We start from the raw sequence: 19694 nt of genomic DNA on the forward strand, positions 1-19694 counted from the left end.
ATCTTTGCTTAATCCTTCAGAATGATCATAAACAGCGAATGGTTTATTTGTTTGCTTGCGCTTCTTTTTCCTGGATCTCTTTGATCCCTGTTTCTAAAATGTTCATTTGTAGAAGTGTTTCTTCGTCTTTCACTACTTTTTCGGCTCCGTTTATGAGCGTTTCATAGACGCCCTCATAGACCCGACTATAGTCCCCTACTTCAGAAATCACTTTTTCCTCATGGTAGTTTCCATTTTGGTCCATATAGGTAAGTGTGCCGTAGTGTTCTGGTAAATCAATACCAAAATCTTGATGGTCCGGGAAATAAAATAGTTTAAGATGCTCTTCTTGTCGATCTTTTGTCTGTTTTACAAACATCCCTTTCTTCCCATAAACCACAAAGCTTGGGCGTTCCTTGATACGAAAATAGCTTGATTTGACAGAGATTTTCATTGTTCCATAATAAAAATCTAAATCGAAATAATCATTCATTCGTCCCGTTCCTAATAATTGGCGCACATCATAGTGGATGTCATCTGGTTCGCCAAAGTAAGAAATTACTTGATCTACTGTGTGACAAGCATGACCATAGAGATAACTATTGACTGTTGAAAATTCCGTTGCCGATTCAGGAACTTCAGGTCTGAAATAATCATAATGCATCTCAATTTCTAAAATATCGCCTAATTTTCCACTTTCCAACACTTTTTGTACGGTCAAGAAATCAGAATCAAAACGACGATTTTGATAACACTGGATAAATAAATCTTTTTGCTTCGCTAGCTCAAATAACTCTTTCGCTTCTGCAGAAGTTTCAGCAAACGGTTTTTCAACCAGGACATTTTTTCCATGCTCTAAGGCTAATTTAGCATATTCATAATGAAATTGGCTCGGAGTCGTAATGACAACCAGTTGGATTTCTGGATCGTTCCATAGATCTTCCAATTGATTGGTGTAATGGATATCCTCAAATGTTTCCCAAGTGGGTTCTGAACGTGAAAAGATCGTTTTGATTTTGATCTTATCTTTTAGTTTTCGTGAAAAAGGTAAATGATAGCGGTTGGTACTTTTTCCATTTCCTAGATAGGCAATTGTTAACATACGTTTTCCTCCAATTTTTGTTTTTAACTACTATCAGTATAAATGACCGGTCCCTTTAAAAGTTAATTTGAGCGCAGTTAGAAAAAAATGTTCAAGAAAGTGATCTTTTTAAGTGAATAATCGACAGGTATGTTTAGCCTACACAAAAAATAGTAGTCAAAAAGAGGGATATTCAGTAAGATGGATGAGGAAGGTGAGCATATGTTAATCGAAGACCAATTGATACGACAAGAAGCATTTACAACAACAGAAAAAAGAATTGCTGATTATCTCAAAGCAAACAGAGAAACAGCTGTTTATATGACGATCGAGGAATTGGCAAAAGCGACGTATACTTCGCATTCAGCCATTATTCGCTTATGTAAAAAATTGAGTTTTTCTGGTTTTAGAGAATTTCGTTTTGAATTTGGTCGTGAAGTCCATCAGATGAAAGCCCAGTTCAATCAAATCATTGATCCAAACTTTCCTTTTACTGATAAAGATGATAGTCAATCAATCGCTAAAAAAATGGCCGATTTGTCGATCCAATCTATCAAAAAAGCACAGCTTCAATTGGAGAAACAGTCAATTGATGCGATTGCCACAGCATTGAATCAAGCGAATCGCATGTTTATTTTTGCCAAAGGGGATTCTCAAATCACAGCACGCAAATTTCAAAATAAACTAATCAAGATCAATAAATTTTTGATATTAGCTGAAGAGTATAGTGATTCTTCTTGGAATGCAGCTAATTTAACGGAAAAGGATTGTGCCATCTTTCTAACTTATAGTGGAAGGATTCACCATTATGAAAAAATTATGATGCATTTAAACCATGTGGGTGCTAAAACTGTATTGATCACTGGAAATGAACATTCAGAAATGGCAAAACAAGCAACGATGAAACTCATCGTTACGCAAGATGAATTAGATTTTGCTAAAGTGGCAACATTTTCCTCACAAATTGCCTTCGACTATGTTTTAAACACTCTTTATTCCGTGATGTATGCACAAAACTATCAAGAAAACATCCAGAATCTCAAACAAAAACAAGACTTGATCCAAAAAGGTTTGTTGAAGGAATATCGCCATTAGAAAACAGTTGTTTATTACCGTATGTCAAAGCCAATAGAGCGCGCTTCATTCTTTTTGTCATGATAAAACTTGAAACTAAAAATCTACAGACCGAGTACTGCAAAGATTGAGGTACTCGGTCTGTAGATTATTTTTGTTCTTTTTGCTGGATACATTGTGCAATCAAAGCACCTAGCAAGTGATAGCCTAACTTCGAAGGATGCAACCCATCGTCTTGCAAGTAAAGTGTTGGGTCCTCAAAAGATTTTTCATAATGATAAAAATCAATAAAACTTACTTTGTTCTTATCTGCTACTTCTTTTGCGATCTGAGTATACTCTACTAAGATCTCAGGAATTGTTTGGGTTTTGATCTTTTCATCAACGTAACTAGGCCCTATCAAAATCACTTGGCTATGTTTAAAAAAGTTGATCAATTGTTCCAAGTTTTTTCGATAGGTTTCTTGGTTATCTCTTTGATTGATTGCATCATTAACGCCAACATTAAGAACGACGTAGTCAGCTGTACGTTCATCTTGGGGAAGTTGAGACAATCGTTCAAGGCTGCTTGTCGTTGAATCGCCTCTTTTTCCTAAGTTAATGATCTTAAAATCAGCTTGTCCTAAAGCATTTAAGGTCGTTGATAACGCATGGTCCAATGCATGGACGACCTCCCCCTGGTACAATCCAGCAGCAATGCTATCACCAAATAGTATAATTTTCTTCATCTGTGTCATCCCTTTTCTTTTCTTACAATAAAAATTCTATCACGGAGAATCAAAAAGGAAAAATCGTTGCTCTCAACTATAAGAACTTTCTATCGAAGGTCTTTATTTGGTTATCGATGATGACACAAAGAAGTATCGAAGTGTTTTTCTGAATACGGACACTACTTACCAGTTAAAAAGAAACGGCTAACAAATGAATCGAGTGGATTCAAGATTCACTTCGTTCGGTGTTCAAACCTCTTTGCAGCCATTTTACCTTGTAACGATAATCTTGCAACAACTCATCAGTAGTCCAGTCATTCGCAATGTAATCCGTCAATGAATTGATCACAAGATCCATGACGAAATATAAAAAGCTAATTGCTTCTTCTTCCGAAGTAATGTGAAAACCATTTGCCTTCAGTAACTTAAACCATTCCTTTAATCTTCCTGATTCAGCAGAAGGCTTGGTTCTTTGGTGATTGGTAAAATCATCACTTCTCGTTAAAAAGCGGATGGCCTGCCAATAACTACTTTTTTGTTCCAGTTCACTACACCACGCAAGGTAATTTTCAATTCCTTGAAAAAAGTCTTGCTTGTTTTGACTGATATATTTCAGAATATCTCGATGGATTTGAATCGAATAATACTGGATCGTGTAGGTATAGGCATCTTCCAAGTCTTCGAAGTACTTATAAAAAGCCCCTCTTGACATAGCCATATCTTCGACAATATCTGCAACTTTTACTTGGCTAATATGTCGAGCTGAAAAATTTTCAAGTAAAATTTCAATAAGCCGTTGTTTCTTCTCATTCGGCAGATTAAGAAATGTCGATTTAGGCATCCCATCCCTCCGTTTCTTCGATCAAATCACCATCTTTCATTCGGTAGACACGATCGCTCCATTTGATCATCCGAGCATCATGTGTAACCATGACTGTTGCTTTTTGTTTTTCATGTGCTTCTTTGACAAGTAACTTGACTACTTCAAAGGCATGATCTGTATCTAAGCTAGCGGTAGGCTCATCTGCTAAGATCAAACTAGGGTCATTGAACAACGCACGAGCAATCGCTACACGTTGTCTTTCCCCACCAGATAAATCTCGAGGATAGCTTTCTTTTAGATCATAAATATCTAATGATTTCAATAAGTCATCAATCACTGTTTCGTTTTGTTTCTGATGGCTTACTCGATCAACTAAATAAAATTGTTCTTTGACCTTTAAAAATGGAATCAAATTAGAACTTTGTAAAATAAACCCAATTTCTTTAAAACGTAAATCGGCTCTTTTTTTCTCAGATAAATCGGAAAAAGACTGACCATTAATGGCGATTTCTCCAGAAGTAGGTGTTTGTAGCCCACCGGAAATGGTTAAGAAAGTACTCTTTCCTGAACCAGAGGGACCGATGATGCTGACAAATTCTCCCTGTTTGACATTAAAATTAATTCCTTTTAACGCAGTCACTTCGGTATGTCCACTACCAAAAGTCTTGACGATATTTTTCATCGTTAAAATATTCTTCATTTTTTACCCTCCTATTGCGGTGATTGGGTCCACTTTTGTGATCGTGCGTATTGAGAAGACGCCGCCTACAACTGCTACAACGAGTAAGACCCCACTATATAGCAACCATTGTGTCCAGAAAATAGCGAATGGCATCGCACTTGGTAAAAACAAGCTAGTTAGATAAGCAGCTAGAACTGCTAAGGCGACACCAATGACTCCAATAACAAATGACTGTGCAATCAACGATTTAGCAATAAATGAATTGCGAATCCCTTGAGCTTTCATTACGCCAAAGATCGCCGTTTTTTGTAAAGTGATGACATACATAAAAATGCCAACTACTGCTGCTACGACAAGAAACAAGAAGTAAACCATTGCATTTAGTGTCATATTTTGTGCAGAATAACCTGGAAGACTTTCAATAAAATCAGGAATCGTCAGTTTTTGTAAATCTTTTGATGCGCCATCTTTATCAATTGCAGCTGATTGTTTGGTCACGATCGCATTGATCGGCTTTTTGTCATCTGAAGCAAACGGTTGGGCTCCATATTTTAATTGTGTCCAAGTTTCTAGATCTGTATAGATGACTGGTGAGACCGTATAATAAGTGGCAGGAAAAATTCCAACGATCGTAAATGCTTGGTCATCGCTACCGATTTTGATTTGATCTCCCAACTTATATTGATCTTGTGCCAGATTTTGGGAGATAATTATTTCATTTTTCTTATCAAACATCCGACCATCTGTGATTTTAGGTAATAAAAAGGCATCGTTAGTCGTACCAAAGACTGTCACATTTTCTTTGTTTTTGCCCTTGATTGCTCCACTGAATAAGCCAATCGGGGCTTTTTCTTTCGCATTTACTTGATCAAGGTCGCCTCTTGTCAATTGAGATGCTGCAAACACTTGATTAGCATCTTCGGACAAAACGATTTCTTGAGCACCCCAATCATCAATTGCTTTTTTAAATTCTTCAGCTAATCCACTTGCCAGACCTGATAGCATGAAAACGACATAAGCAATCAAGAACATGATACCGATAATGAGTCCGTATCGTAGTTTTGCGTATTTCATTTCTTTCATTGCTAAAAACATTACTTTCCCTCCTACATTTTCCTTTTTCGATAGTGACATTTTGTCACTATCGAAAAGTATAGCGCAACAGTGACAAAATGTCACTCAACAAAACTCATGAAACAATTCGTTCATACTACAAGATCATTGTCTTTCTGTTTATTGGTTACAGTTTTTCTTATAGTTGGCGATGTTACTATATATATGAATCATGAGCAAATAAACGTTGGTATAAATAGATATCAGTAAAAGGAAATAGAAGAAAAACGAAAAATAAGCTACAATAATAAAATAGAACACCAGTTTGAACAAAAAGGAGGTTCTTTTATGGATCAAAAAACACGAAAACACATTCAAGAAAAGTTAAAACAACGCATCGCACAGCTTCCTCCTATTTTCCAAGAATTTTTAAAAGAAAATCAAAAAAAGCTTTCATTAAGCAGTCGTTATGAATATGCAAAAGATTTTCATTTATTCACGGATTATCTTCACGAAGCTTTAGATCAAGAGATCACGGATGAAGTTATTCTTCGTCTTGAAAAACAAGACTATTTAAATTTTTTAGATAAAGTCTATCAGCATACTCGTTCGTTTCAGACCACAGCTGATCAACAAACAAACCAGTTATTTAAAAATAGCTATTATGGTCTTTCGCGAAAACAATATTCGTTAAATCATTTTCTACGGTTTTTGTATCAAAAAGGGTTATTGACTGAAGAAATATCTCTATTAGGAAAAACGCTTCCTGAAACTACTGCTGCAGCGCCTCGATTCATAGACGCCTCTTTGTTTCAAGACTTTGAACATCTGTTTATTCCTATGAAAGGCTTTAACTCTTCACGAGAAGCACGCTTTGAAAAAAGGAACCGACCAAGAAATTTAGCGATCGCAGCTATTCTTTTATATTGCGGGTTAAAAATCCATGAAGTCGTTGAGTTAAAAAGAAAAGATATTGACTTAAATAAACAAATCATTCATCTTAGCCGTAAAAAAAATCGTCTTAATCAGTCGCCAATTCCCAATGAAGCACTGCCATTCATTAAAAACTATTTAGCAATAACTGATACTGGGACAGGACCTGATTCTTTTGCTTTTCGTTCATCTCATGACCAGCAAATCTCTCCACGGACGATTCGCCAAATACTAAGTAAAATCACTGTATATAAAAATATTTCGCCAGAATTATGTCGTAAAACTTACGGGTACTACGTTTCCCTTTATTTTGATGATCTGGATATCGTCAATTTCCTTTATGGTAATCGTTATATCAATGAACATTCATTTGAAGAAGTCCATCAAAAGATGTTAGAGTTCTCTTACAAGGAAATAACAAGTAACAAAAAATGAAACAACGAAATATAATTCATTTTTTCACAAAGAAAGCTGTTTTTTATTTAGGGTTTGTGCTAAGATTATAGCTGAATTTGCAAAGTAAATGATTTAATTCACAAGTTTTTCTTACTTTGCTTACCAACTTGTTTATTAAATGAAATCGGAGTGTGACTTATGGAAACAATCGCTTATTCCCCATTAAATCTTTTTTCTAATTTTCAAGAAGCAGCGAATGCTACACCAGATGTACCAATCATCTTTGACCAACCCTTAGCAGCTTTTCCGGAACTTGGTTTTAAAAGCACTTACAAAGATACCTGTCAACTCGTTTTGACTCGTGCCTATCAATTAGCTCATTTGGGTGTCGGACTTGGTGATAAGGTCATGATCTACAAAAGTTCAGCTTTTGATACTTATTTATTAGCTGTAGCAACAGCTTATCTTGGGGCGGTACCAGCAATGATCTCTTATCACTTCCCTACCCCCACTTTAGAAGTCTTTGTCGACCGTTTAGAAGATCCATTTATCCTTTTTGATGATGAAACGGCTGAACGAGTGGCTGGCATTTCAAATGGATCAAAAGAAAAACAAATTGCTGTTTCTAAACTATTGACTCAACCAGCAGAACCAGTGGCACAAAATCAATTGGGGAACGATGAAATTTCTTATATGACCCATACTTCAGGAACCACAGGTATCCCTAAATTGATTTGTCATTCTGCTCATTCAATGGGCTGGCGCACCAAATGGCAAAAAACTGTCTTTACTAAGATCGCAGAGAAAAAACTTGTGGCTTTCCATATCTCTCCTGTTCATTCTCGCTTCAATATTGGTATTTCTTCGTTAATGGCGATGGGCTTTCCAATGATGCCGTTAGCGGATGCTCAAGGGGAAAATGTTGTGGCCATGTTAAAAGAAAATCCACCGATTGCACTTGAAACACATCCAAACAACTTTGTTCAGTGGAGCTTTACAGCGAAAGAATATCCAGAAGCTTTTGCTGGTATTCGTTATTACCATTCCACTTTTGATGCGATCAACAACTCTACTATGGAAACATTCTTACGGACTTCTCCTAATCAAGAAGCTGTTTTCTTACAAGTTTATGGCCAAAGCGAATGCGGACCGATGATTTTAAAAGCTCATACATTAGAGAGTTTAAAAACGAGTAATGCGAGAGACATGGGTGTGGGACTTGGCGACTTAACCAAAGCGCGGATCGCAGATGAAAATGGGAACGTCTTACCTGCTAATACAGATGGACACATCCATTTATTATCAAAAGGTCGTGCATTAACTTATTATAAAGAAGATGCTCGTTTCCAAGAAAATGTTTATGATGCTTGGTGGGACAGCGGTGATTACGGCAGCATGGATGAACAGGGACATTTGTTCTTAAAGGATCGTCAAGTGGATTTGATCGATACAATCAATAGCAATTTAGCGATCGAAGATTTCTTGTTAGACTCATTAGAATTTCTATCGGAAGTGGTCATCGTTCGTGATAAAAACAATGCACCACAACCATTGATCGCTCTTGCTCCTAATCACGAAATGGACTGGGATCGTTGGTGGAAACAAGTGCATGAGTTACCTCGATTGAATACGCCGATTATCAGAGATTATGAAGATATCCCACGGACTGCGACAATGAAAGTCCGTCGACTACAAATTGAAAAAGAACTAAAAGCATAATAAACAGAACACTGACGTTATCCTCTTACCTAGCAGGTATAACGTCAGTGTTCTCTTTTGTTTAACCATTTTTCAGTTGTTAAAATTGTAGGAATGACAAAAAAAGATTCAATTTATTGATAATAATATCTAATAAAGTTGTTCATTTGAGTATGCATAGCTTATGTTTTCTTCTAGCTGTTAAGTTGCCAACAATACAGTGTACTTGTTTCATTCAGATGATAGATAAATTTTGGTGATCTAAAGAATACGCAAAATTGGATGACATAAAAATATGCCAATTGGCTGTTTTCTTTTCTAACAACTTTCGTTATACTCTTTTCGTGGAGGGAAAACAATGAGAAAAATACTTACAATTGGTGGTTCTGACCCTTTTGCCGGTGGAGGAATTCAATCCGATTTGAAAACTTTTGAGAATTTTCAACTTTTTGGAATGAGCGCGCTCACCTGTGTAGGCATGTTAGACGAAAACAACGCATTCCTCTTAGAAAATCTACCTGCTAAGTGGTTGGAACAGCAACTTGCTTCGATCCAGAAGATGACAGACTTAGCGGGTATCAAAATTGGCTTATTGCATTCTCTTGAAGCAATCATGATCGTCCGAGATTTTTTAAAAAAGCACCCTCAAATCCCAATCGTTCTTGATCCGGTTTTAGCTTTTAAAGAAACTACTTCATTAGCGAATCAACAGTATATTGAGTGCTTAGTGAAAGAACTCTTCCCCCTTGTTGATCTTGTCACGCCCAATCTTAAAGAAGCGGCTCTCCTTTCTGGAAAGAAAAAAATTTCAAGCATCAATGAAGTGATAGAGACAACCAAATTTATTCATACTTTAGGAAGCAAAGCGGTCGTTGTTAAAGGTGGCTCTGGGATCCATGGCGATGAAGCAATCGATGTTTTGTATAGTCATGACGGACTAACCACTTTTACAATGGAAAAATTAACACGATCAACAGTGAATGGCGCAGGATGTACCTTTTCTTCTGCTATTACAGCGAATCTCGTCCATGGCTATACGCTCCCACAAGCCATTCAACGAAGTAAAACTTACGTTTATCAATGTATTTTAAACGGTGTTGAAATGAACGATCAAACGGGCAGTGTCTGGTCTGGCGGTAACATCAAAGGAGGGATTTAATCGTTGAATACGAAACGAATAACAATATATGCCATGCTGATCGCTTTAACAGTAGCATTATCTTTAACAATTTTAGTTCCAATACCAGCAACTAACGGCTTTGTCACGCTCTGCGAAGCTGGCATCTACACCACTGCTTTATTATTTGGTCCATTTGGTGGGTTCGTTGTCGGTGCCTCAAGTGGTTTATTCATCGATTTACTGTCAGGTTATCCGCAATGGGCCCTTTTTTCATTATTGATCCATGGTTTGCAAGGATTGGTCAGTGGCTATTTTGCCGAAAAAACAAGCAAAGGTCGATTTGTCGGTCTTTTTATCGGTAGTTGTCTGATGATTAGTGGCTATTTTTTAGCAGGTTGGTTTTTATATGATTGGCCTGCGGGGGTAGCTTCTATTCCTGGAAATATTTTTCAAAATATTGTAGGGGTTGGATTGGCTTTACCACTCACTCAAGCTCTAAAACGAACGAGAGTACAAAAAGAAAGTAAGTAATGAAAGGAAGAATAAAATGAGCATCACAGAAGAATCTTTAAAACAAGAATTAACCAAAATGGTCAACGAGGTATTAGCAGAAGCAAATTTAAAATCTGGCGATTTATTTGTATTAGGATGTAGTACCAGTGAAGTGGTTGGTGGACAAATTGGTAAAAACTCAAGTGCTCCAGTTGGACAGTGGATTATCCAAACCATGAGAGAAATTTTGCAACCCTTAGGAGTCGCTTTAGCTGTTCAAGGATGTGAACACATTAATCGAGCCCTTGTCGTCGAACGCTCCGTAGCAGAGCAAAAACAATTTGAAATTGTTTCTGTTGTACCAGCCTTACACGCTGGTGGCGCTTGTTCAGTAGCAGCGTTTGACCAATTCGATGATCCAGTAGAAGTGGAACACGTGGTAGCGCAAGCTGGGATCGATATCGGTGATACTTCCATCGGTATGCATGTCAAACACGTTCAAGTACCTGTTCGACCAAGCAGTCAAACATTAGGAGCCGCACATGTTACAGCTCTGCGTTCACGTCCAAAATACATTGGTGGTCCGCGAGCTGAGTATGAAGTGATTTAAAAGAATCAATTAACTGATAACCTACCTAATATTTATGTAAATGTTATTCTTTATTATAAAATATTCACTTATTATCTAATTTCTATAAAGGTACAGTCACCCAACTTCATACAGTATGTCAAAAAAGTTTGCCTTGGACTTCATTAGAAAGCTCAAGACAAACTTTTTTTAGTTTCTTTTTTTACTGTTTACAAATAATTTCGCTTCATAAGGATCAAGCTTACCCACTCGTTCAAATACACGTTCTTCTTGATTCGTGAGAAGTAATTCCCAAGGAACATCAACTTCATTCGGTAATGAATATTCTGCTACTTCACTCGTAAGATTGACCATAATCAGATAGTTTTTATCGGTAAATGATCGTTCATAAACATAGAGTTGGTCGTGTTCAGCGAGATATTCTTTGAATGAACCATAGATCAATCCTTGATTTTCACGACGGATGCGGATCATTTGTTTGTAGAAAGATAAGATCGACGAAGGATCGTTTTCTTGTTCTTCTACGTTAAGTGTATGATAGTTGGGATTTACCATCAGCCAAGGTTCGTTTGTTGAGAATCCGGCATATTTTTCTGATCCCCACTGCATAGGTGTTCGGCTATTGTCTCTTGTTGTATCAGCAACGATATCTATAGCTTCCTCAGGAGATTTTCCTTCTTCTAGCAATTGGTTATAAAGACGTCTTGAATCGACGGCATCTATTTGTTCGATGGCAGTAAACGGCATATTCGTCATACCGATTTCTTGTCCTTGATAAATAAATGGCGTGCCTTGCAGGAAAAAGTACATCATTGCGACTGCTTTTGCTGATTTTTGCCAATAATGTTCAGGATCACCAAAAACAGAAACTGAACGAGGTGTATCATGATTTTCCATATAAAGTGCATTCCAACCCTTACCGTCTAAAGCGGTTTGCCAGGCACTTAACGCTCTTTTTAAATTGATAACATCAAGTTTCCCTTCTTTTTCGTGCTTCCAAATCGAGATATGGTCAAATTCAAAGATCATGTCAAAATACCCATCAGCGCCGACCCATTCTGGACCTTCTTCAGCCGACACCCCGCTAGCTTCGCCAACAGTCATAATGTCATAGTCATCAAAAACATCTTTTAATTCATTTAAGTGTTCATCGATCCCGGAAACATTTTGAAAAGGAGAAAAGGGGTTTTCAGTTGCTTTAACAGAATATTCATCTTTTTTCACATGGGAAATCGCATCTAAACGAAACCCATCGATCCCTTTATCTAACCACCAGCGAATCATAGAAAAAAGTTCATTTTTTAATTTCTCGCTTTCCCAATTCAAATCAGGCTGCTCTTTAGCAAAGACATGCAGATAATATTGTTTCGTCTGTTCGTCATATGCCCAAGCTGAGCCACCAAAAATCGATTGCCAGTCATTCGGAGCGTTTTCAGGTGTTCCATCTACCCAGATATAGTAATCTCGGTAAGGATTATCCAGTGACTTCTTTGATTCAATAAACCACTCGTGTTGATCAGATGTATGATTGATGACTAGATCCATAATGATTTTGATTCCTTGTAGATGTGCTTCTGCCAGTAATTGATCAAATTCGGCCATTGTTCCAAATTTTTCTAAAATATTTTGGTAGTCACTAATATCGTAACCGTTATCAATAAAAGGTGAAGAATAAACTGGATTGATCCAAATAAAATCAATCCCTAATTTTTTTAAATAAGGAAGCTTTTCACGAATCCCATTGAGATCCCCAATGCCGTCCCCATTACTATCCATAAAACTGGCAGGATAAATCTGATATCCGACCGCTTCTTTCCACCAAGCTTTTGTTTGAGTCATTGTTTTCTTCCCTTCTCTTTTTCTCTATTATAAAACAATGCCACTATTTTTTGTTGATGTTACCGATAACATCGTTTTCTCTTTAACAGTTTCCTTTTTTGTTTCGTTATCTGGTTTGCAGAATGTGAGGATTTAACAGTCGATTAACGATCAAAAAGAGTCTGATAGATAAACTAAATGGTGTTTAACCATACGCTACAATGCGTTCATACCCTCTTCCCGTTGTTCCAGCAGTCGCTCTAACAAAAAAACAAGCCGAAAATCCAAAAATAGGAACTATTTTCGAATTCTTCGGCTTGTTCTCAGAGCTAGGAACTTCTGTCACAATCTCTCTTAGTCGATGAATGGACTTATACGTGACTCCAGCTATTTTCAGCTATTTACAAATAGCGAGCAATCAATTGGATCAATTGCTGTGGTAACTCGTTGATGTCTGTCATATCAATGAAACGATTTTCCCCATATATCTCTTTGATTTCTTTTTGATCCTGTCCAATCGCAGCAGCCACAAAGATGACGCCTTGACGGTCATATTCAGACAGAACGCTTTGGATATCTTCCCTTGCCTTCTTCCCAGTATAGTCTGGCAAAGCTTTAGGCTGGCCATCACTAATCGAGATCAACAATTTAGTCGTGGCAGCTTCTTGGCTTAGTTTGTTAGCAATTAGTCTCAAACTGGCACCATCACGATTGTTTTGTCGTGGTTTCATCGTCACTAACTTCTCATCTAACCATTGGAAATCATCACTAAATTCTTTATAAGAAAAAATTGAGGTCTTTTCTCTCGTTGAGACATCTGCTGTATCTCCATAAATCATTAAAGGAATATTTACACGTTTAGCAAATTCTGCGATGGCGATCGCTGCTTTTTTTGCTGCTTCGATTCGTTCATCTCGAATCATTGAACCAGATTCATCAATCCTTAAAGCCACTGCCAATGAAGGTTGTTCGTGGGGTGGATTTTTCTTATCGAAATAACCTAGGTCATTATAGGCCACACGACTCGCATTGAACCGTTGACCTTCATATTTTCCTTTTTGATAAGTCGTTGATTCATCATTTTCCAACAAATCTAAAATTTGACGGCTTAATGTTTCAACGATCGGTAAAACTTGTTGTCTGATTTGTTCTGCTTCTTGTGCTTTGAGTTCAAATTTTGGTCGATGAACGATCAGTCCTTCTTTTTCGTGCATCGTCCCCTTCATTATTTGTCGTGCTTCTTTCGTTAACTCACGTTTGATTTCTTTGTCGTAAGCCTCCATATCAGAGGCAGACATTTTTTCTGAATTATCTTCTGCTTGTTGCTCCTGTTGCCCCTGACCTGAAACTTCTTGACTTCGTTCTTGTTCAAATGAGAAAGACTCTGCCTTTTTTTCCTCTTCAATCTCAGCATTCTCCACTGATGGAGTTTCTTCTTCGATCTCAGGCGACTCATTTTCCATTAAAGACAACGTTTCTTCTGCTAGTTGATCGATATTACGTTCATCAGCTTCTTCATCGTTAAGGATTCTGCCTCGATTTCTTGAAGCTTCTTCTGAAAGACGTCCCCACTTTATTTGCCGTAATAATTCACGAAGTTCTTCAAGAAGCCCACTTTGTTCTAATGCTTGGGTTAATATCTCCAATTCTTCTGGAACAGTGGTCAATTTATAGAGAACTTTAGGATAAATCGATTGGAAAAGATCTTGCCCTTGTTTCCAAGTATTTGCCCAATAAAAGTAAGAACGCATACCAGCCACTCCCTTGATGGCATTCGCTTTGGCAGTATCATCTAATAAACGAATGATCTCCGCTAATTTCAAGAGCAGTTCAGGTTGTTGAATCTTTGTCTTACCTAAGGCTCGCTCAGCCATCACTTCAAGTGAAGGTAAATCCATCTTCTCAGCATGTTGCATCCGATCTCTCAAAGATTCATTCAACGGACGATTACCTTGGTAGTTCCGATTTGTTGTGATGATGATGACGCAATCTGGATGACGGACGACGACACCCGTGGGTAAATTCAATAATCCATTTGGCTCAAGAGCGGAATTTAAAGCAACTAATACGGAAGCATCACGGATCACCGTTGGCTCCTGGATTTCTAACAAATACCCCTTTTCGATCGCACGAACAATTTCAGAGGGATAATATTTATAGCGAACGTTACTATTTTCATTTTGTTCCATGCGCTTGATGAAATCAGCCAGTTTGGATTTAGCCATTTCTGTACTAAGATTATAATGATGTTTGATTAACCGTAAGACAGCCTCTAATGTCTCTGTTTGGTTGATTGCATCAATCAATTCTTGATCTTCATCTACGTCAGACTCAACAATAGGCAATAGCGCACCAAAGACATCTGATTTATCCATATCCGCAAAACAAGTTATTTTCGTATAAGGAAGTTGTAAATCAGCCGAAAGAGCTTTAGCCAGTTGCGTTTTTCCTGACCCAGCATCCCCTTCAAGCAAGATGTTACTGATCTTCATTTCAGGATCATTCCAGTTTTCAAAGATTTCAGCTGCGATTCTTTGTTCTTCTTGACTGGTTCGATGACTCGTTGGCTTTTGCCAAATCATTTGTTTTTCAACACTTGAAAATTGACGGTCTTTTGTCAGTGAGAAATCTTCCAATGTACCTCACTCCTTTTTTCCTTAATACCCTAAATCATCTAATAGACGTTTCAAAATTCGGAAACGTTCACCGATCAATTCGCCATCTTTTTGTAACGTGTCATAATAGAGCATAATATCTTCATCGATCTTAGGATTTTTGGTATCCACTTCAACCGTCATTCGATTCCCTTGAAGTCCGATAATATCGACAACTGGATTTTCAGGATCATAAAATTTTTCATAGCGATACGCATCTTGAAAATACAAACTCCCTTGCGCAGCTAAAATTGCTAGATCTAAGATCCGAGTGATTGGTAGTTCTTCCGATTGGCGTGACCATTTTTCACCCGTATGGCGCCATACCTTGCCTGAAATATCAACTTTTCCACGATCATTCCATTGTGCTAACCCTAAAGATAGTCCTTTAGCATCCGTATGCAAAGCATTTCTACCATCAACTTGATCATAGTCTTCAACGACAATAACAGGTTTGTGTTTTAAATTTGTTGGGATTTCCATCTAAATCCATCCTTTCTCTTTTAGTAAATTACTAACCTAGTGATTTACTCATTTACTAAACTTTTAAGGATTATACGCCTTATATAGAAAAAATGCAAAAAAAGCATCGTATCCCAATGAATGAGAGACGATGCTTGCATTGAATTGAATAATCTAAATTATTGCGCAGAGATGGCAAGCCCGATTGCTTTTTCTCCTAAGTGACTACCAATCACTGGACCAAAATGACCAATCTCAATGTCAGCATGCGGGTATTGCTTTTGTAATTTTTCTTTTTCTTGTATGGCAACTTCCAAATTATTTGCATGAATCACATAAAGCTTAACAGGTGGTGCAATTTCCTCATTTCGCATGCCGATGACTTTTTCGGCACGAGCGAAAGCTTTTTTACTTGAACGGATTTTTTCAAATAAAACGATTTTTCCTTCTGAAAAAGTCAAAATCGGTTTGATTTTAAGCAATCCACCTATCAATGCAGCCCCATTGGTCAAGCGTCCACCGCGTACTAAGTTGTTCAAGTCATCCACGATGAGATAAGCATACGTATTATCTCGGATACGATCGATATGTGCGATAATTTCTTCAAGAGATTGACCTTTTTGATTTAAATCTAGAGCAGCTTCTACCATGTGACCCATTGGCATACTCGTGATCTTAGAATCATAAGGAACGATTTTTACACCGTCAATGTCGTTTTTCATAGCATGTAATGTGTTGACAAAGCCGGAGATCCCAGAGGATAAATGGATACTTAAGATGGTATCGTATCCTTTTCTTTTCAGTTCTTCGTAAAGCGCCAGTACTTCTCCAACTGCAGGTTGTGAAGTGGTCGGGAAGTCTTTGCTTTTATTTAGAAGCCCATAGTATTCGTCAGCTTCTATGTCTATTCCTTCATTGTAGATTTTCCCATCCAAAATGACAGGGATCGGAATAACGAACAAATCAGGATGATTTTGGATTCGTTCAGGCAAATAAGCCGTACTGTCAGTAACTACTGCAAGTTTCATTTATTTAATTTCCTCATTTCAAAGAATTTTACCAGTCTATTTAACTATATCATAAGAAAGATGACATTTGAACCTCTCACTCAAAAAGTGAGAGAAACAATCACGTCCCTCTCACTTTCTGTAGCTTTAAAAAATTATCATGAACTGGATGTTGTTCCTAATTTTTGGTTGAGTGATGTCGATGCTGGAAGTTTTTAAGTAATTGGAGTCCATTTCTGCCAAATTGAGCAAAGAGAAATGTCAGCCCACCTATTCCACCAAGGCCAACACAATAAACAACAGCATGGGCTTTCGACGTCATCGTCAATTGGAGGTTCAATAGGATAAATACAATCGAACAAAGAACCAGCATCAACAAGGTTGAGCGGAATGTTTTAAGAAAGAAAAATCTGATTTTAGCTAGAGGTGCGATTCGATACTCTTTACACATATAGAAATAACCTCTGATAAACACGATCGCAAAAGCCATTGTGTTTGAAAAACTCATACCATAACCGCCAAATAGTGCTAATCCAATCACTTGAAAGACAATTTTCAAAATAATCGCTTCAACGGTCAGCCGAATCGCAATCATATGATGGCTAAGTGATTGTAACATCGTCGAAAGAATCGTGAACAATGAAAAGAATAATGAAGCGAGTAAGGCAAATTGGAAATAGCCGACACTATCAGGATCATATCCAAAAAATAAGGTATACAATGGACCCGCCAATAATGACATCCCCGCAAGAGAAGGAAGTAAAATCAAGACAGCAATTGAAAAACTATCTCCTACTGTCTTTTCAATTTGCAAACGATCTTTTTTTCTCAAAGTACTTAAAATCGGCAAACTGCTGATTGCGACTGTACCAACCATAGAAATCAAGATCAATGTCAACTTGTTGGGATTAACTGATGCTCGACTAAATAAAAATTCCAATTGTTGATTCGTGATTTCAGGTCTGAAAAAATGCAACAACGGCTTCATCGTCACTTGGTCAATCATTTGCACGATGGTAATAACAGATCCCACAAAGATGAAAGGTAAAGTTTCACGAATGATCGATACCGACTCTGCCCGATTCTCATGCTTGAAATAGCGACTAGAGATCAAGAAATCTTTTAATTTGAAATAATCATTTTTTATTCCAACGAAATACATATGGATAATTGCTGCTAACCCACCAAAGAAGGATGCCACTGTACTGATCAGAACAGCTTCTAAAATCGTTCCATCGGTCAAGACGCGTAAGTAAAACGTTCCTGCTAAAATGACCAGGACACGAACCGCTTGTTCAATGATTAGTGAGGTCCCATAAGGTCTCAGATTGTTTTTCCCTTGAAAATAACCTCTCATTGCACTAAGAACTGGAATGGCGATCAATGACGGACACAAACTACGAATTGCTAAGATCCCATTATTTACATTTGCAATTGGGCTGATTCCTGCAAGCATCGGGGCAAAAAGATACATCAGCACAGCAGAAATGATTCCAATGACAAACATGATATTGATGGTACTGCGAAAAATCGTTCGACAGCCCTGTTCATCATTTTCTTTCGTTGCTACAGCGACTTTTTTAGCAATCGCATTAGGAAACCCAACTGTTCCCAGCATCAGGAACAAGCCATAAGGTAAATAACCTACATTGTATAAAGTGGTCGCTAACATTCCTTCTTGATTGTTCCCCATCATACTTAGCCATGGGATCAAGTAAACAACACCTAATACCTTACAAAGCAAATTAGCAAAGGTTAACCAAAATGTTCCTTGCATCAATTTTTTATTCATTAAATTTTCCTCAACTATCTATATTTAAATCAATACCTTTCCCATTATAGCAAAAATTCAAAGAAGGACAAATCATCCTTAAAATTTTAATAAAAAAGGCAAAAAAAAAAGCCATTCTCTAAAACTAAGAGAAGGCAAAATTTTGGAACTGTTTAAAACATCGACAGCAAAAATACCGAAGCAAGTCCAGTTACTACTGATAATGCCATAGAATGAGTTTTATACGCCACGCCAACTACGAGAACCATAGCTAAGATTTTGATATTCCAAGCAATGGCTAAATGTTCATGGGTAATAAAGACATCCTTGAATGCTAAAGCTGCGAATAGCGCAACAGGCACATATTTCATCCATTCACTAAACCATGAAGGGACTTTCCGATGGGTAAAATAGAGCATCGGGAATAGTCGTGGCACATAAGCCACCACGAATAAACTAAGTACTAAAAGAATAAGATACGTCTTAGTCATGATGTTGACTCTCCTGTTCTGGGAAGTTGAATAGTGGTTCATTGACATGTTTGCCACGATTTTTTAATCGTTTTAATTTTTTTGCCTTCTCTTTTTTGAAAGCTTTCTCTAAAGCAAACCCTGCAAAAGAGGCAATCACCGTCGCAGCAATTAAACCTAATGTATTTTGGAACATGACCATGAAAGTAACGCCTAATACACCAGAAAACAATCCTGTAAAAATGAGCAGCTTATTTTTCATTTGCATGACAAACATGAAGATAAACATCGCAGTCAGTGCAAAGTGAACGAGATCAGCATCTACATGAATAACAGAACCAAACATGTTTCCAATCATGTTACTACCTGTCCAAGAAGCCATCGAAAACCAATTTACATATAAAGCTTTACGCTTATTCCATGTAGGATCAGTTGAATATTTAAGATAATTAACCGCATAATTTTCATCATTTAACGATTGTGAAAATACCGCCAAGAATAGTCTCTTTTCTTTCTTCATAAAACCTGAAAGACTCGACCCTAACAATGTGTAACGTAATTCCAAGAAAAATACCATCAAAAGTGTCGTTGCAAAAGATGCTTGAGTTGTTAGCATCGAAGCAACTAAAAATTGCGCTCCACCCGAAAATACTAATATGGACAACAGACCGGTTAAGATTGGATCAAAACCCACTTTTTGCAATAAGACACCACAAGCTAACCCAACTGGTATATAACTTAAGCAAAGTGGCATTACTGCGTGAAAAGCCTGAAGCCATGGCGCACTTTTCTTTTTATTCATCAAAATGTCTCCTTCAATTACAACAAATAAACAGCGGACTCATTGTAACATAAAAAAACGAAATTGTAGCCGTTTTATCTA

The 19694-nt window shown here is 37.4% G+C and carries 18 protein-coding genes; 6 read left to right on the forward strand and 12 right to left on the reverse strand.

Features of this window, described 5'->3' with window-relative positions:
* Nucleotides 1–43: 43 nt before the first annotated feature.
* Entirely contained in the window at nucleotides 44–1081 is a 1038-nt protein-coding gene (locus IGJ32_RS06330) for a Gfo/Idh/MocA family oxidoreductase (RefSeq protein WP_010737564.1), read from the reverse strand.
* Between the two features lie 201 nt (nucleotides 1082–1282).
* Here IGJ32_RS06330 and IGJ32_RS06335 point away from each other — a divergent pair, with 201 nt between their 5' ends.
* Complete coding sequence (locus IGJ32_RS06335; RefSeq protein ID WP_025480187.1) at nucleotides 1283–2155, forward strand: MurR/RpiR family transcriptional regulator; 873 nt, start codon at nucleotides 1283–1285, stop codon at nucleotides 2153–2155.
* A gap of 127 nt (nucleotides 2156–2282) precedes the next feature.
* On the opposite strand, the gene IGJ32_RS06340 is transcribed toward IGJ32_RS06335, so the two are convergent.
* The 4 genes from IGJ32_RS06340 to IGJ32_RS06355 all read right to left on the reverse strand — a co-directional run bounded on the left by IGJ32_RS06340 (nucleotide 2283) and on the right by IGJ32_RS06355 (nucleotide 5443).
* Nucleotides 2283–2861: an SGNH/GDSL hydrolase family protein gene (locus IGJ32_RS06340; protein ID WP_094940284.1), complete on the reverse strand. Its 579-nt coding sequence runs from the start codon at nucleotides 2859–2861 to the stop codon at nucleotides 2283–2285.
* A 208-nt stretch (nucleotides 2862–3069) separates the two neighbouring features.
* Nucleotides 3070–3684, reverse strand: a complete 615-nt coding sequence (locus tag IGJ32_RS06345; RefSeq protein WP_053766029.1) for a TetR/AcrR family transcriptional regulator — start codon at nucleotides 3682–3684, stop codon at nucleotides 3070–3072.
* Nucleotides 3677–4366: an ABC transporter ATP-binding protein gene (locus IGJ32_RS06350; RefSeq protein WP_010737568.1), complete on the reverse strand. Its 690-nt coding sequence runs from the start codon at nucleotides 4364–4366 to the stop codon at nucleotides 3677–3679. The genes IGJ32_RS06345 and IGJ32_RS06350 overlap by 8 nt, the downstream gene beginning before the upstream one ends.
* 3 nt (nucleotides 4367–4369) lie before the next feature.
* Nucleotides 4370–5443: an ABC transporter permease gene (locus tag IGJ32_RS06355; RefSeq protein ID WP_034697946.1), complete on the reverse strand. Its 1074-nt coding sequence runs from the start codon at nucleotides 5441–5443 to the stop codon at nucleotides 4370–4372.
* 306 nt (nucleotides 5444–5749) lie between these two features.
* On the opposite strand from IGJ32_RS06355, the gene IGJ32_RS06360 reads away from it, so the two are divergent.
* From IGJ32_RS06360 to IGJ32_RS06380, 5 genes are all read left to right on the forward strand, one after another.
* Nucleotides 5750–6769 carry a tyrosine-type recombinase/integrase gene (locus tag IGJ32_RS06360; RefSeq protein ID WP_342081715.1) on the forward strand — a complete coding sequence of 340 codons (1020 nt, stop codon included), beginning with the start codon at nucleotides 5750–5752 and terminating at the stop codon, nucleotides 6767–6769.
* Between the two features lie 159 nt (nucleotides 6770–6928).
* A complete protein-coding gene (locus IGJ32_RS06365) occupies nucleotides 6929–8449 on the forward strand; it encodes an acyl-CoA synthetase (protein ID WP_342081716.1) in 1521 nt (506 codons plus the stop codon).
* Nucleotides 8450–8786: 337 nt separating this feature from the next.
* Complete coding sequence (locus IGJ32_RS06370) at nucleotides 8787–9587, forward strand: hydroxymethylpyrimidine/phosphomethylpyrimidine kinase (protein WP_034697951.1); 801 nt, start codon at nucleotides 8787–8789, stop codon at nucleotides 9585–9587.
* Between the two features lie 3 nt (nucleotides 9588–9590).
* A complete protein-coding gene (locus IGJ32_RS06375) occupies nucleotides 9591–10079 on the forward strand; it encodes an ECF transporter S component (RefSeq protein ID WP_178286263.1) in 489 nt (162 codons plus the stop codon).
* A 16-nt stretch (nucleotides 10080–10095) separates the two neighbouring features.
* Entirely contained in the window at nucleotides 10096–10650 is a 555-nt protein-coding gene (locus tag IGJ32_RS06380) for a TIGR01440 family protein (protein WP_342081717.1), read from the forward strand.
* Between the two features lie 168 nt (nucleotides 10651–10818).
* Here IGJ32_RS06380 and IGJ32_RS06385 read toward each other — a convergent pair whose 3' ends face one another.
* The 7 genes from IGJ32_RS06385 to IGJ32_RS06415 all read right to left on the reverse strand — a co-directional run bounded on the left by IGJ32_RS06385 (nucleotide 10819) and on the right by IGJ32_RS06415 (nucleotide 19613).
* Nucleotides 10819–12468, reverse strand: a complete 1650-nt coding sequence (locus IGJ32_RS06385; protein ID WP_342081718.1) for a glycoside hydrolase family 13 protein — start codon at nucleotides 12466–12468, stop codon at nucleotides 10819–10821.
* 380 nt (nucleotides 12469–12848) lie between these two features.
* Nucleotides 12849–15083, reverse strand: coding sequence for an AAA family ATPase (locus IGJ32_RS06390; RefSeq protein ID WP_342081719.1), 2235 nt, complete (start codon nucleotides 15081–15083; stop codon nucleotides 12849–12851).
* A gap of 21 nt (nucleotides 15084–15104) precedes the next feature.
* The gene (locus IGJ32_RS06395) at nucleotides 15105–15584 is read right to left on the reverse strand and encodes a DUF6530 family protein (protein WP_010719161.1); all 480 of its coding nucleotides are present in this window, start codon (nucleotides 15582–15584) and stop codon (nucleotides 15105–15107) included.
* A 158-nt stretch (nucleotides 15585–15742) separates the two neighbouring features.
* Nucleotides 15743–16591, reverse strand: coding sequence for a DegV family protein (locus IGJ32_RS06400; RefSeq protein WP_010719160.1), 849 nt, complete (start codon nucleotides 16589–16591; stop codon nucleotides 15743–15745).
* A 157-nt stretch (nucleotides 16592–16748) separates the two neighbouring features.
* Nucleotides 16749–18362: a polysaccharide biosynthesis protein gene (locus tag IGJ32_RS06405; RefSeq protein WP_010737578.1), complete on the reverse strand. Its 1614-nt coding sequence runs from the start codon at nucleotides 18360–18362 to the stop codon at nucleotides 16749–16751.
* Between the two features lie 152 nt (nucleotides 18363–18514).
* Nucleotides 18515–18832: an AzlD domain-containing protein gene (locus IGJ32_RS06410; RefSeq protein ID WP_010737579.1), complete on the reverse strand. Its 318-nt coding sequence runs from the start codon at nucleotides 18830–18832 to the stop codon at nucleotides 18515–18517.
* Nucleotides 18825–19613 (reverse strand): AzlC family ABC transporter permease, encoded by a 789-nt coding sequence (locus IGJ32_RS06415; RefSeq protein WP_430610948.1) that lies wholly within the window; start codon nucleotides 19611–19613, stop codon nucleotides 18825–18827. Before IGJ32_RS06415 ends, IGJ32_RS06410 begins: the two co-directional genes overlap by 8 nt.
* Nucleotides 19614–19694: the final 81 nt, after the last annotated feature.

Source organism: Enterococcus sp. DIV1639a (genome assembly GCF_050530445.1).
In the GTDB taxonomy this organism is placed as follows: Bacteria; Bacillota; Bacilli; order Lactobacillales; family Enterococcaceae; genus Enterococcus_B; species Enterococcus_B hirae.

Bases quoted from the DNA above. Each gene is read 5' to 3' on its own strand.
- IGJ32_RS06355 (WP_034697946.1), bottom strand. From the start codon at position 5,443: ATGTTTTTAGCAATGAAAGAAATGAAATACGCAAAACTACGATACGGA.
- IGJ32_RS06335 (WP_025480187.1), top strand. From the start codon at position 1,283: ATGTTAATCGAAGACCAATTGATACGACAAGAAGCATTTACAACAACA.
- IGJ32_RS06350 (WP_010737568.1), bottom strand. From the start codon at position 4,366: ATGAAGAATATTTTAACGATGAAAAATATCGTCAAGACTTTTGGTAGT.
- IGJ32_RS06365 (WP_342081716.1), top strand. From the start codon at position 6,929: ATGGAAACAATCGCTTATTCCCCATTAAATCTTTTTTCTAATTTTCAA.
- IGJ32_RS06415 (WP_430610948.1), bottom strand. From the start codon at position 19,613: ATGAATAAAAAGAAAAGTGCGCCATGGCTTCAGGCTTTTCACGCAGTA.
- IGJ32_RS06370 (WP_034697951.1), top strand. From the start codon at position 8,787: ATGAGAAAAATACTTACAATTGGTGGTTCTGACCCTTTTGCCGGTGGA.
- IGJ32_RS06340 (WP_094940284.1), bottom strand. From the start codon at position 2,861: ATGAAGAAAATTATACTATTTGGTGATAGCATTGCTGCTGGATTGTAC.
- IGJ32_RS06405 (WP_010737578.1), bottom strand. From the start codon at position 18,362: ATGAATAAAAAATTGATGCAAGGAACATTTTGGTTAACCTTTGCTAAT.
- IGJ32_RS06345 (WP_053766029.1), bottom strand. From the start codon at position 3,684: ATGCCTAAATCGACATTTCTTAATCTGCCGAATGAGAAGAAACAACGG.
- IGJ32_RS06395 (WP_010719161.1), bottom strand. From the start codon at position 15,584: ATGGAAATCCCAACAAATTTAAAACACAAACCTGTTATTGTCGTTGAA.
- IGJ32_RS06360 (WP_342081715.1), top strand. From the start codon at position 5,750: ATGGATCAAAAAACACGAAAACACATTCAAGAAAAGTTAAAACAACGC.
- IGJ32_RS06410 (WP_010737579.1), bottom strand. From the start codon at position 18,832: ATGACTAAGACGTATCTTATTCTTTTAGTACTTAGTTTATTCGTGGTG.
- IGJ32_RS06385 (WP_342081718.1), bottom strand. From the start codon at position 12,468: ATGACTCAAACAAAAGCTTGGTGGAAAGAAGCGGTCGGATATCAGATT.
- IGJ32_RS06400 (WP_010719160.1), bottom strand. From the start codon at position 16,591: ATGAAACTTGCAGTAGTTACTGACAGTACGGCTTATTTGCCTGAACGA.
- IGJ32_RS06380 (WP_342081717.1), top strand. From the start codon at position 10,096: ATGAGCATCACAGAAGAATCTTTAAAACAAGAATTAACCAAAATGGTC.
- IGJ32_RS06330 (WP_010737564.1), bottom strand. From the start codon at position 1,081: ATGTTAACAATTGCCTATCTAGGAAATGGAAAAAGTACCAACCGCTAT.